Origin of the sequence: Alishewanella sp. SMS8 (assembly GCF_030737935.1) — a bacterium.
GTDB classification, from domain to species: domain Bacteria; phylum Pseudomonadota; class Gammaproteobacteria; order Enterobacterales; family Alteromonadaceae; genus Alishewanella; species Alishewanella maricola.
In genome coordinates this window covers 250,172-264,058 of sequence record NZ_JAPJEA010000003.1, presented here as the reverse complement: position 1 = coordinate 264,058, position 13,887 = coordinate 250,172, and the positions used below count along the sequence as shown (strand labels likewise).

Here is a 13,887-nt window from a genome sequence, read left to right as displayed (position 1 = left end):
ATGCACCACTTGCCACTCGTGCTTACAGATAGGCGCGACTGAACGAGTCTTTTGATTGTTTGAGGTAATCACGCGCTTTGCGAGCATGCGTTTCCCACACTTCTTTGTCAGTTTTTTCAGTAAAGGGGTTTTGTTCAGCCGCTACTGAGCGCTCAAAACGTTCATAGTAGGTCAACATCGCTGAAGTGATCTGGTTAAAATTGTCTTTATAACGCTGCATACCATCGAGTAACTCGGAGGTTTTTAAGACAAAGCGAATCAGCTCGGTGTTACTGCCATCACTTAAATAACTGCCCGCTTTTAAACTGATGTTGCCGGCCACCGCTGCACCTAGCTTTTGTCGGATCGCTTCATCTTTACTAAGCACCTTACTAATATTCTCTTTGGATGCCACCACACTGGCATGCAATAACGTATCGCGTAAATGCCGGTCGAGATCGCGCCTGAAGTTATCAATATTACGCTGAATGCTTGCTAAATCATTATCTAACGCGGTAACCAGTTGTAATTCACGCTCTAGCTCGGATAAAAAGCGCTCGGCATCCTGATAAATCTTTAAACCGTTTTCCTCAGCAAATTTACGATCCGCTCGGCTTAACCCGGCATTTTGGTAACTAGAGCGGTCAAAACTGACGGCCAAAAAGGATTTAAACGGCTCTGCAAAGGCAGAATAAGTACCCGCACTGACCACATTTAACGTAGCCGTCACCAGATCACCAAAGGGTTTGATCATCGAGTTAAGCCGTGCTTGCTGAATTTTAGAACTGACGCGCTTGGCATCACTAACGATATTACGAAAACTGGCATAGGACATCGGATTGGACATTTTATTGCGCTCTGAGCTAGCGAGCACTAAAGAGATCCCCGAATGCAAGGCATTAGCGTATTCGAGATACTGCCGCTGCACTTCTAACTGTGCCGCATAATTCGTGCCCAGCGAACGAAATGACTCGGCTTGCACTTCAATATTTTTATCTTTACGCAGCTTATCCAAAATACCGCTAATAATGCGCTGCTCGTTTTTATGTAAAGCGGTCGCTAATAAGATGCGACTGGTTTGCAAGTCATCTAATTGTACAAAACCATGCTGAGATTCAATATCCAGCCGTAAAAATTTACGCCCAGGATCATCCACCGAAATGCGGTGCGCTTTATAGCCTAACTCTCCCGCTTGCTGTTCAATCACGGCAACTGGCTGCCACGCACTGTCTAAGGTGCTTTTTTCTGAGACCAACACTTGAATACGGTAAGAAGTAAACTCCGACTCGGGCAACACCCAAAGCTCAAGCACGCCTTGCTCACCAATCGATTCTCGGCTAAACAACGAGTTACTGCCGGCCTGACAGCGCATCGCGCCCTCACCCGTTCGAGGTTGTTCGTTGGTTAATTGACACTCACCCAGTTGTCGCCAAGTTTTTAAGCTGCTTTGTTCAAAATCACTGCTAAATACGATACCAGCGGTTTGCGCCGCCGCAGAAAACGCAATCATTGCACACAATATTGCCGCAAGCTTACGCATTATCACCTCGAAAGTGTAAGTAAAGGGGTTGGTAGCCAGGACTGATGCTTAAATTGCTGCGAATTCTAGCAGTGCCTTTTGCTCAGCACAATTAGCCACAGCAAGGGCAGTATAAGATATTATCGCACAGTACCAGTAGCAACGCGCTGAAGATACGCTCTGCAAACTGAATAATGGCTGAAGGGACAGCGACATTAGCCGTGTGGGTTTAAACATTAATGCATCTGAAAAAAGTACTAAGCATAAACTCACTTAGTACTTTTTTTGATCAGTTTGGCGGATAAGATCACTGTTATCAATAACCAAACAATACCTTTAACCAGCCCTGTTTAAAGATGCTCAATCAAAGTACGTAACGCCGCTTCAGCCATGACTTTAATCTCTGCTCTGTCAGTATCATCACCAACTTCATAGGTGACTGAATGCACGCCAAACTCATCTGCCATATATTGTTTAAACACCCCAGAATCTTGGTTATGACTGGGTCTGTTTTCAATTTTATAAGGCACACGCTCAGCTAATGATGAGAGCCAGTTATTGACTAACTGCGGCTGCGCTAAAGGTTTGCCCTTTGCCGTAACATAATCATGATCCATGGTGTAATAAACATTGCGATTAGTTGAATGGAAATCTAGGGCAAACCGAATAACACCGCCTTCGGCTTCAATGGCTTTTAGTTTGGTGTGTAATGCTTGAGTTTCCGGTTGACTACGATTTTTCCAATCGCGATTCAAATCAAGCCCATTTCGGTTATGCCGCCAATTACCACGATGCACGCCATCAGGATTCATGTTGGGTACTAACAAGATATTGTAGCGCGAGCGAAAAGTGCTAACGGTCGGATCGTCACTCCACAATAAATTATTAAAATGCAGCAGGGCAAGTGCGCCAGTGATCTCTGGCGGGTGTTGCCGGCCGATCAAAATCAGCCAATCTTGGCTGTTGGGCGTACGATGTTCCAGCATGGGTATGGCACGGTTTTCAACCGTTAGACCCAAGGTGCCTATGTGGCCTTGTTCTAGATCAGACAGCCAACGAGTGTAAGTGACGTTGTTAATGATCTCACCGGCCGCAACATAGATTGGTGTTTTCGATGCAGACAACTTAAATTGCATGCTTTGATCGGTTTTACTAAAGGCAACCGGAGCCCAAACCTGCTGATCAAGACTAACCTTAGGGCTATAGCGTGCAGGGCCGTTATGTGTCATTAAGGTCATGGTTATCGGTTTGGGCTGTGCCTCGACACCAATCACTTTAAAGGCATACCAAGGACTGGGGTTAATAGGCAGATTTTCCGGTTTTAGGTGCAGTGTAAAACTGTCCACACCGGTTTGCTGACAACCATCCAATCGCCCCATGGGGAAATCGCTGGTGAAACTAACCGAACTGAAGACACAGCTTGCTGTGGCCTTGGCCACAGCAGCTGTTGTATCTTCAATTTTTGCCCAGCTCGCGCTGCTAAACAGCAGCGCAACAACAAAAATTGATCTTAGTGGCATTAAAAACTCCATGACCAGTTTGCATAGATGTAACGTCCACGGTTACTATGAATATCTGAAAAATAACCGAAACTTTCATCTGCAATTGGTGGATCACGGTCAGTTAAATTACGCACACCCAGGCGCAAACGGCTGCCATCCAAATACCCGTCTTTAAACCGATACTCACCATAAGCATCTGTGGTGGTCCAACTGGGAATAGGAAGTGGATCGCCTGCTGCACTGGTGGCGGAAGTGTCATAAAAATCACTAATGTAGTTAACACGAACGCCGGCGCTCCACTGCGCTAAACGCCAATCAATCGCAGCAAACATCCGTAATTCCGGATTTCCGTCCATTTGCACTAAATCACCGGTACCCGGCACAATAATATCAGCCGGTACGGCAGGATTTCCGGCAGCTTGTGCGGCAAGCACGATTGTGCTGATGGGATCTGGCATTTGTTTAAACGAGTTCAACTTCGCCGCATTCACTTTGAAATCAAAACGACCAAAATCAGTGCTCAGTTTATAACTGACACTCACATCAAGACCACTGATCTCACGCACATCTAAATTGCTGTAGGTGTTTTGCACAAAAACCACACGATTATCTATAGGATCACGCACAACGGCTGTGTTAGAAGAACCTTCTGAGCGTAATAATGAATCATATAATAAATGCGTTTGACTGTTTAAAATGCCTACTACGCCCTCTTGCTCGATATCCCACCAATCAACCGTGATCAATAAATCGTCCACAGGTGCCAGCGCAAAACCGTAACTATAGGTTTTATCGTCTTCTGGTTGCAGAGTGACATTTCCGCCACGCACTTCCTCAACACCATAACTCGCATTGGTTACCGGATCGCGTCTTGTGTTTGAACGCACCACGCCATCTTCAAATACTTGCGGTAAATTAGGTGCACGAAAACCACCAGAATAAGCTGCTCGTAGTTGTAACCACTCTTGTGGTGCCCAAGCTAAAGCGATTTTTGGTTTAGTGACGTTACCCACATCGTTAAAACGCTCGTGCCGCAGTGCTAACTGCATACTTAAGCTATCAGCCAGTGGCACCAACAGCTCAGAATAAATTGACAGAACATTACGACTTCCGCTGGCGTCAGGCGTTGAGCTACTGCCAAGGGCATCAGAATCAGAGCGAACTAGGCCGGTAGAAGCATCAACGAAAGGCTGGCTGCCATCAAGCGTAGGATCGCGATCATCTGCATAACTCTCATAACGGTATTCTACCCCTGCAGCAAGTCCAATATCCCCTGCATACCAAGATGCCAACACCGGATTGGATACTTTAAAATCCCAAAGTGCCAATTCACTGGTACTTTCCCGATAAACGTCTCGCACCATGCCGGCAATGACACTGGCGCTATTACCCGCGCTAAAACCGGTATTAGGATTAGCCGGATCGCCGCCTAAAAACGGATTGTAGGCCAAACTAGGATTGGTTTGATTAAGTGCAGCACTAAATGCGGATACGCTTATGCGGTTATAGTCCATATCCAGCGTATTGGCTCGCGAATAAAGCGCAGCACTATCCCAATCCCACATCCCTACCGTGCCACGTAAACCCGTTAACACCCGATAGCTGGTATCTGTCACTTCAATACGTCTTGGACCTGCATCGACTGGACGGTAGTTACGCAATTCAACCGTCTCATTAAAAGGGTTAAACGCCGCATCGGCACCAATCATGATACGCTGTGCAGTCAGGTTGGCATTTTGCTCACGACGACGCTCTGACTCTGCTCGATAATATAAAGCTTCAGCGTAAAACTCGGTAGTATCATTCAGTTCATGTGTGAAATAACCAAATAAATTAAGGCGATCAACCGAAGACGTCATGCTTTGGTCTTCAATAGCCGGATCATAATAAAGATCACGCGATTGCGTACCGCGATCAGCACACACATTATTCGCTAACTGCACATCACAACCTGACATGGTATTAGGTTGAATATGAAAGGTACCCAGCGATGAGCTAAAAAAAGTGCCCCAAGGTGATGCTATCAAGCGATTATCCAATGCCGTGCGGCCGATAAACTCTTCAGGAATACCAGGAGCATTACGACGGTCCTGATTTGCTGAATAAACACGTTCATCTGCCCCCATTGCACCGCGACTATAATAAGCCGCAGAGAGCGCTAAGTAGCTTTTATCATCATTAAAGCGCATACCAGTAGAACCATTAACGGTAATTTGGTCTAGGCTGGTGCCCTCAGACTTACCATAACTAAAATTAATGGTACTGTTTTCAACATCGTCTTTCAGTACATAGTTTATAACACCTGCAACCGCATCTGTGCCGTAAATCGCTGCGGCACCGTCGCGTAAAACTTCAACCCGTCGCAAGCCAGCCACAGGCAAAGTATTCGAGTTAACCGTAGTAACAGGTACGAAATTCTCGGTTTGTGTGCCAGGGTGTAATACCAGGCGCCGACCATTTAACAGCGTCAGAGTATTGCCAGTGCCAATACCACGTAAGTTAATCGACGCAACATCGCCGCGTGCATCATTGACACCACCGACGGTGCGTTCATTATTGAAGCTAATATCACCGATCTGCGGAATTGATCGCAGTAATTCATCACCCGTCACCGCACCGGTATTAAGAATGTCTTCTGCATTTAAAATAGTGACTGGTAGGTTACCCGCCGCTTTTGCGCCACGAATATTGGAGCCAACCACCTGAATACGTTCCACAGACTTGCTGGAAGACTCACCCTCAGCATTTTGTAGTTGTTGTTGGAAGTTATTTTGTAGCCGATTGCCATTATCAGTACTTGCACTGATTACATAAATGGCTGGCCCAGTGGCCGTAGCCTGTAAACCTGTGCCTTGTAACAGGGCTGTTAAAGCTTGATTTACACTGAGTTCACCCGACACTGCAGGCGAATTCAAATCTTGTGTACTTTCCGATGCAAACATAATTTGCACCCCTGCGGTTTCAGCGAGCTCCAGTAAAGCCGAACTGGTTCGCTGGGCAGGAATATTAAACGTTATGGTTTTTTCTTGGCTTGCCACACCCGCAGTTTGGGCGGTAGCTAAAGGCACTGCGGCAATATTGGCACCCAGCGCAATTAATGTGCAGCACGCTAAATAGCTAAGACGGTATTTCAGCATAATTGTATCCCTAGTTTTTTATTTTTGTCATAGGTATATACGCAGCCGGTAAAAAATACCTCCGCACTGTTTTTAACGATTGCTAATATTAATTTGTTCCGCAACCACGGCAACTCGGATCGGCAAGGTCGCTTCCAAAGCTGACAAGATGGCTTCACCATCCGCTAGGTGAAACACCCCACTGATCCGATAGTTTTTCACTTGTTCATCGATAATTGTAATTTTGCGGGTGCGATAACGATTAAATTCTTGTACAACATGATCAAGGCTCTCGTTATCAAAGCGCATAATGCCTTGACGCCACGTTTGTGCCTGACTCACTTGCTGTGGTTGATTCTGTTGAATGACCTCATTTTGCTCACTAAAGGCAGCTATATCGCCAGCGAGCAAAGCCTGCACGGCTTCAACCTCCGTTGCTTGCAAGGGTTTCACCAGGTTCTTCACCGCCACCTTACCTTCTAATACCGCAATCTTTAACAAGGTTTCATGAGGTAATTTTCTAACATTAAACTTGGTACCAATGACCTTAATTTGTCGCTCGCCGGTATCAATAATAAAAGGTCGATTGGCATCTTTAGCTACATCAAAAAACACCTCACCTCGGCTTAACGTTACTAAACGCTGACCAGCACTAAAGGCTACCGTTAGTGCTGACTGTGTATTCAGTGATAAGGTGCTGCCATCAGCTAGCAAAATATTGCTGACTTCACCCACTGCCGTTTCAAAGTGCCATACACCGCTGGTGAGTGGTTGTTGACGCTCCGTAATCCGAAACTCGTTGTCGTCTGAGGTCTTTTGCAAGGCAGTCTGCATTTGCTCTGTGGCAATGACTGCCACAGGCACATGGCCTGACTGAGGTATCACCGTTGGCGAGATACTTTGCAGTAGCACCAATAAACTCACTGCACTGACACTGGCGGCAGTTGCCAGCCACGTTAGCCAGTCATGACGAGCAGCTTTGGTTGTTTTTTTATAGTGTGGATGATAAAGCATCGCAGTAAAATCATAAGCTTGCAGCGCGGTTTGCCACTCCAACTCATGCTCTGGTTGCTCTTCGCGCCAGCGGCGTATTTGGCTCTCTTCACGCGCAGTTAATTCACCCGAGTACAATCGAGTAACATAGGCAATTGCTTGCTCACGTACGTTGAGTTTAGCCATGCTGATTACTTCCTAAGGCCGCTGTGTCGACACTATTACGGATCACCAATAGCGCAGCGGAAATATGTTTTTCGACAGTAGAAACGGAAACGCCCAAATTGTCGCTAATTTCTCGATAACTTAACCCGTCAATACGATGCATTAAAAAAGCCTGACGTTGTTCTTGGCGGATCTGTTGTAAAGCACATTCAACTTGATGCAGTAAGCGTTTGTTATGTAACTGCCGATCGGGTTCATCAATGGCGATTAAATCGTTTAGTGCATATTCGCCTTGATGTTGGTCTGCACAGCGAACTTGAGCGCGCCTGGCTCGATCAATTAATAAATTACTGGCAATTTGAATTAAATAATTTCTTGCCGTATCAAGCCTACCGGCTAATTTTGCGGGTAAATCTTCAATTTGGCTGAGCCGCATATAAACTTCTTGCATGACATCATCACAATCCACGCTACTGTTCATGCGCACGCGAATAAAACGCCTTAGCGCAAAATCATGTTCTGCCAGTAAACGTTCGATCAGCTTATGGCTAGTTTGCTTTTCACGTTGGCGATTAAGTACGTTTTCAAGCACGGGCATCTTCTCTACTTTAACTCGTCTTACTATATACGCAGCCTAAAGAAAATACCTCCGCTGCTTATGTCGATTTTAATGACATTTATAACGTCATCCTCAACGCTATGAGCCATTGCTGCCTTGAATCTCACCCTGATGATCGCTTAGGGTTCGATGAAAAACATAGCCCAACCAATGCTAGGTTGTTTTGGCAAGAACCTGCAGGCTCGAACTAGCTTTGAGGGCTCGCTTGATACTCCCGCCAGGTTAAAAACAGCCGCAGATCAAGCTCTAACTGATGGTAGTCGGCCAACATATATTGGCAAAGTTGATAAAAGGCTCTGTTATGATCTTTCTCGCGCAGATGCGCCAGCTCATGTACAACGACCATCTGTAACAGCGGCAACGGTAATTGCTTTAACAAACTGGCCACGAGAATTTCATTTTTACTTTTTAGCTTACCGCCTTGTACACGGCTAATTTGTGTGTGAGTACCCAACGCATTGTTGATGACATGCAGCTTGGGATCAAACACCACTTTACTGAGTGGCTCGCTACTTTTTAAATGCTGGCGTTTTAACTCAAGCGTATAGTGATATAACGCCTTATCAGTTTGCACCGCATGCACCGGCTCGGGATAACGCCGCGATAATACGTTACCTAATTGCTGCTTAAGAAGCAGTTCGCTAACTTGCTGCTGTACCTGTGCAGAGTAGCCTTGTAAATAACGTAATGCGCTCATACGACGTATTAATGATGGATTAGACAACCTAGGCGGCAGTATAGGGATTTTGTTTTAGGCTGTATAGCGCGAGAGCTTATCGGCAACAAGCGGAACATTACAGGGTTTTGAAAGCATAGTGCTTTAGCCATCGCATTAGGCATTCAGGTTAGCGGGCTGCAAACGAGCATCACTCACACACTTAAACAGAAAATGAATAGAAATTAAGTGTTCTGCCCTTTATTATCACGCCGATTACAACAACCCCAAATTTATAGGTACTGGCGATGTGGTTAAACAACGCGCTAATAACCGATACCGCGGTGCGTGCTTTTCGTAAACAACTAATACACTCAAGCCCAAAACATCTGGTGCTGGATGATTTATTTGATACGGCAAAATTGCATAACGTGTTAGCTGCCCTGCAACATGCATCGAACTGGCAAATGCAACAACATACCTACTCCGCCTTGTATGTCGACTCGTCTACATGGCAAAAAACCAACGCGCAACAGCGTTTTGTGCAACGCGATCTGTGGCAACGCCCCGAGCAAAATGACCCCAGCGATATCGCACAGCAATTTCTGCTATTTTTACGTAGTAGTGAATTTTTAGCTTTACTATCACGGCTGTTCAAAGTGGCTTTAACTGATATTAATGTGGCTAACCCTGCGATAAACACCAATTACTTTCGACTAAGCGCTAACGATTTTGTTAAACAACACGCGGATGACTCACCGGGTAGAGAACTGTGTATGTTGCTGTACTTAAACCAAGACTGGCATGAGCAAGACGGTGGCGAATTAGTATTTATGGGAACACATCAGCAACCTATTGCTATCTCACCACAGTTTAATCGCTGTGTGTTGTTTGATCCCGCCTCTCCAGGTGCTGAGCATTGGGTAAAGCCCGTTAGTTGCAGCAGTAAGCAGGTGTTTCGTTATAATGTGACCAGTTGGTATTGGTCTGAATGAAAAAAAACGTTTTAGACACATTATTACGCTGAAGCTTAGTATCAAAACAGGGTAATCTTGCCATCTAAGACACTCCCCTCAAAGACCTCATTAAAACCTTTGTCTCGCTGTATCAAAACAAAAAAGTACACTAAAAATTCACGACCCCGTCAATCCCAATTCACCTGCACGTATTTTTTGCTCTCAGCACGTCGCGTATTTTCAAGCTTACTCGCATGAGCGTTTATGACATGCTAAAAACGCGCTTAAAATTCAACGTATAATAGGCGGATAAACCTTGAAAACGCTATAAATAAACAAAATTAACACAAGGAAATAGAAAATAACTTGCAGAGTGATAACATGATTTTTTGCTTTAAGACTAATCGTATAACGAAGGGAACTTGATGTTGAAACTGTTTTCCCATTTAAAAAAAACAAATGAACATAAAAAAACGCCTTACCAAAAGTAAGGCGCTTTTAAATTGTTCGTACTGACAATTAAGGGGCAGCTTTTCTTAAACGAGCAAACCCAAGGCCCATTAATCCTAAAAGGAAAATAGCAAAAGTTGAAGGTGTTGGAACTGAAGCCGCATCTGGAGCAACAGCTCTTGCGTTAATGTTAAAATCTTGGACCTGATATTTTAATAACAAACCATTAACCGTTGGCATAGTGTATCCAGCACCAAATCCAGCTTTTTGAATTACAGTATGTGTTGAGTTTTGGACAAGCAAAGTGTCTGACCAAAAAGGAGCTGTACTATTATTAATCAGGTTGTTTAGATCTGAGATTTGAACAGAATAAGCACCTGAAGCAATATTTGAAGGTGTAGAACCAGGAAGAACATTGGTATTTATGGTAAATAAATGCCATAGCGGGTTTACGTCAGTGATCTTTACACCATTAATCATACCGCTGATATTTTCTTGTTGGCCACCGCCACCAAGAGCGACAATATAAATATAGGAGTTAGGAGAAGCGCTGTTATATGTAAATTGAGTATTGTTCTGGTTTATCTGGCTTCCCCAAACAAAATTGTTCTGAAACAAAAGATCTTCTATTTTTGATTCTGTACCACTGAAAAGAGCAAAGTCGTTGTCGGCAACTAACTTGAAATCGTAAGTAGTGTCAATGCCTATGATAGCTGCAGAAGCAGAACCGACCGAAACTCCTAATAATAAAACAGACGCTAAAGTGGTTTTCAAAAAATTAAACTTCATTTTTTTTCCTTATCTTACAATCTGCATCTGGTTTCTAAATTAAGCTCACCGTATGACATGTTGTTATGTGATTTGTGTTTGATACCTACCCAATTTTATAAGCACAAATCGTACCAATATAATTTTATTATTTATATCAATTGCTTATTCAACAACGATAATTATGGCAACACTAGATTGTAAAAAAAACTGACACAAAACTGATGTAATAACAAATCCCATTGCATACCTGTAATTCACTGACACCTTTAAACCCATCGATAGATTGGTTTTGAAATACACGACTGTTTATTCCATATGTATTTTTTAATGGGTACGAGTGCAGTACCCTTAGTCTGTTAGTTACCCGCAACATGAAAGCCCCCCCCTGTAAGAACTTCATTTTCTAAACTGAGAATAGCCCCCCACTAATTAATCAAGCTAATCTTCAAATAAAACGAAGAAGCTATTGATGTACTAAAAGTATGGAAAGCCTCAGCGCGCTTGAATAACTGCGATTCGTCAAGTACTTTGACTGATTAGCTAAGTTTCATAAAAAATCTATTAGGATGCCGAAAGTATGCATTCCAACAGAAACCTACACTCTAGAGATTTTTGAACACTCTCATAATTAGCGAAAAACTTAAATCTAAAACCGCCGACCTGCCCATTCAAACAGACAGCACTAGAATTTTAATAGTAGTTGCAGCAACTGCAAATGACGGTTTCATTGACAGCCTTTAAACAGCTAAAAATAAAAAGACCTTTAAAATCAAGCTCTTTTTATTTAATCTGGCGGAGAAAAAGGGATTGCCAGCGCCATCCATGGTGCTGCCCCTGCGGACCGCACTAAAGTGCGTCCAAATTCGCTCCCGGCGAATTTGTATTCCGGGCATCCTGCCCTTCACTCCTTTGGGGCCGCGCTAAAGCGCGTTCCAACTTGTTCCAGACAAGTTGGTCGAACCGTTGGCTTCGAACCAAGCCCTCGATCTCTGCCGCATAATTGAATAAGGCCCACGCTTTGTGGTCGAGAGAGGGATTCACTCGCGCCATCCATGGCCCTCGCCCTTCGGGTGGCAGAGCCATGCAAAACGGCTATCATGCCGTTTTGTCGAACCTAAGGGTTCGAACCGAATCCTCGATCTCTGCCGCGTTAAAACAAAAGGTCTAGGCTTTTGGCGACATTGAGGGATTGCCAGCGCCATCCATGGCGCTGGCCCTCCGGGCCGCACTAAAGTGCGTCCAAATTCGCTCCCAGCGAATTTGTCGAACCGCAGGGTTCTAACCAAGTCCGCTATCTCGACGCATCAAAACAAAAAGCCCACGCATAAGCGTGGGCTTTTTGTTTTGATTTGGCGGGAGAGAGTCACTCGAATAATGAGACTAAATACTTGATATTTAATGCATTAAATAAAAGAGAAAAGATGACACACCCCCAACTAAACCACCACCAGTTTCGATTTTTCAATTATTTAAAAAGATTCATGAACAAGCTTTTCAGAACCGTCTTTACTCACAGAAATACTAAAATCTTGAAATACACCTGGCGCATCAACTTGAACCTGCTTAAATAAAGCACATGCTACAGCTCTCATCTCCCAGTCCCCCTCTATGGCACCCCGCATTTTGAAAAAATGCCTAATTGCTCTCGCATTAGCTGTAACAACAATTTTTGTTTCCGTAGCATTTGGAAGTATAGAACGGCATGCAGACCGCAGATCTCGTAGTCGCTCTTTTTTAGACTCGTGACCGATATGTTTATCTAGTTCAACATCACTAATAAGCTTTCTATACAAACTGAGGCTATTTTCAATAGAGTTTTTCCATTCCTTAGTGGCTTTCGGGCAAGCTGCTATGGCAGGAGGAATAACGAACGAAGCGTCAGACTCGTCATGATATTGCTGGGATAGCTGGCTGTATGAAAACCCTACTCTATGTCTAACCAATTGGTGAGTAAATGCTCTTGAAACTCCCGTAAGTAAAAAGGTCCAAGTAATATGCTCAAGAACACTCTCGTGCCCCTGTCTTATTAAGTGCATTATGTACTCAGCATTGGTTTTTCCAGACTGCCTGTCTTTGCCAAAAGACATATAACAAACTCTCCCTGCAGCTTCAATAAGTGAATCTCCCTCAGTTAGAGTGCCCTCTTTGATCCAGTCTTGACCATTTGCTTTAAGAAACCGTATAAATGCGTCTAGCTGGAAATTTGGCTTCGATAGACATTCAATTTGGATAGCAGTAATTTCAATCATTCGTCGGGCTAACCTCTTTTTTTACTCTTAGTTCGAGCTCATTTTTTAATTGATTATTCTGCTCTTTTAATACTTGAAGTTCCTTTTTCATTAACTCTATTTCTTTAGTTAATGAGTCAGAAAGAGCCTCCACTTTAGAAACATAGTCCTTTTTAACGGGTTCTATCAGATTGTTAGTTATAGATGAGTGAGTAAGCATTTCAATACGTGACTTGCTTAATTCTGGCAGAAACAGGGTGAGAGCAGAAAACATTAACGCAACTAAAGCTAAGCTTATTGCTAAATTTCTAACGAATACTGTATTAATAAGTCCTGGCAGGCGATTACTAATACCAGCGAAGTCTTTAGCTAGTTTATCAAGATGACTAGAGGTTACCGACGTCACTTCTGCTCCTTTATAAGCATCAGAGGTCCCATCCAATCTAACCAATAACAATCTAGCAATTACATCACCTGCTTTTAGGCGTACATCATCTTTGCCCATGTTTACAAGACAGACCGTAATGAGTCCTTTGTAACCAGGATCAATATGGCCAGGGTTAGTCATTATAACGCCCTCTTTTGATAAGCTATTTGGTGGAAAAACAATACCGCCTATGTTGTTTGATAAATTAAATTTTTCATTTACTTCAATAAGTAGCGTATCTCCAGGTTTAAGTTTAGTATCATACGTAGCTAAATCCTGTAATTGTTGTTGATTTCTAACCTTGTCATTCGAAGGCTCGTAAATTTTACCAATAGTCAAATCAACGGAGGAAGATTTAACTATGAAATCAGCATCACTAAGCGCCTTGTGTCCACAGTTTAGTTTGAAGATCCTATCAGCAGAAATCTCATTTCTTATTGTTTTATTAGATAAAAGCATATGTCACCCTTTGACTATAAAATGAGGGGGCCAACATACTCTACCCCA

10 protein-coding genes are annotated in these 13,887 nt (G+C 43.7%); 1 reads left to right on the top strand and 9 read right to left on the bottom strand.

Annotated elements, in window-relative coordinates; genetic code table 11:
- Positions 1-22 precede the first annotated feature (22 nt).
- The 6 genes from ORJ01_RS11680 to ORJ01_RS11655 all read right to left on the bottom strand — a co-directional run bounded on the left by ORJ01_RS11680 (position 23) and on the right by ORJ01_RS11655 (position 8,590).
- Positions 23-1,519, bottom strand: coding sequence for a hypothetical protein (locus tag ORJ01_RS11680; protein WP_306178174.1), 1,497 nt, complete (start codon positions 1,517-1,519; stop codon positions 23-25).
- Positions 1,520-1,848: 329 nt separating this feature from the next.
- Positions 1,849-3,018 (bottom strand): M14 family metallopeptidase, encoded by a 1,170-nt coding sequence (locus ORJ01_RS11675; protein WP_306178173.1) that lies wholly within the window; start codon positions 3,016-3,018, stop codon positions 1,849-1,851.
- Positions 3,018-6,137 carry a TonB-dependent receptor gene (locus ORJ01_RS11670; protein WP_306178172.1) on the bottom strand — a complete coding sequence of 1,040 codons (3,120 nt, stop codon included), beginning with the start codon at positions 6,135-6,137 and terminating at the stop codon, positions 3,018-3,020. The genes ORJ01_RS11675 and ORJ01_RS11670 overlap by 1 nt, the downstream gene beginning before the upstream one ends.
- Before the next feature lie 72 nt (positions 6,138-6,209).
- On the bottom strand, positions 6,210-7,295 hold the full coding sequence (locus ORJ01_RS11665) for a FecR domain-containing protein (protein WP_306178171.1): 1,086 nt from the start codon (positions 7,293-7,295) through the stop codon (positions 6,210-6,212).
- Positions 7,288-7,872: an RNA polymerase sigma factor gene (locus ORJ01_RS11660; RefSeq protein ID WP_306178170.1), complete on the bottom strand. Its 585-nt coding sequence runs from the start codon at positions 7,870-7,872 to the stop codon at positions 7,288-7,290. The genes ORJ01_RS11665 and ORJ01_RS11660 overlap by 8 nt, the downstream gene beginning before the upstream one ends.
- Before the next feature lie 208 nt (positions 7,873-8,080).
- Positions 8,081-8,590: a M48 family metallopeptidase gene (locus ORJ01_RS11655; RefSeq protein WP_306178169.1), complete on the bottom strand. Its 510-nt coding sequence runs from the start codon at positions 8,588-8,590 to the stop codon at positions 8,081-8,083.
- Positions 8,591-8,856: 266 nt separating this feature from the next.
- On the opposite strand from ORJ01_RS11655, the gene ORJ01_RS11650 reads away from it, so the two are divergent.
- Positions 8,857-9,543, top strand: coding sequence for a 2OG-Fe(II) oxygenase (locus tag ORJ01_RS11650; RefSeq protein WP_306178168.1), 687 nt, complete (start codon positions 8,857-8,859; stop codon positions 9,541-9,543).
- Between the two features lie 480 nt (positions 9,544-10,023).
- On the opposite strand, the gene ORJ01_RS11645 is transcribed toward ORJ01_RS11650, so the two are convergent.
- From ORJ01_RS11645 to ORJ01_RS11635, 3 genes are all read right to left on the bottom strand, one after another.
- Positions 10,024-10,743 carry a hypothetical protein gene (locus tag ORJ01_RS11645; RefSeq protein WP_306178167.1) on the bottom strand — a complete coding sequence of 240 codons (720 nt, stop codon included), beginning with the start codon at positions 10,741-10,743 and terminating at the stop codon, positions 10,024-10,026.
- Between the two features lie 1,451 nt (positions 10,744-12,194).
- On the bottom strand, positions 12,195-12,974 hold the full coding sequence (gene thyX / locus ORJ01_RS11640; RefSeq protein WP_306178166.1) for an FAD-dependent thymidylate synthase: 780 nt from the start codon (positions 12,972-12,974) through the stop codon (positions 12,195-12,197).
- Entirely contained in the window at positions 12,967-13,839 is an 873-nt protein-coding gene (locus ORJ01_RS11635) for a hypothetical protein (RefSeq protein ID WP_306178165.1), read from the bottom strand. Before ORJ01_RS11635 ends, thyX begins: the two co-directional genes overlap by 8 nt.
- Between the last annotated feature and the right edge of the window lie 48 nt (positions 13,840-13,887).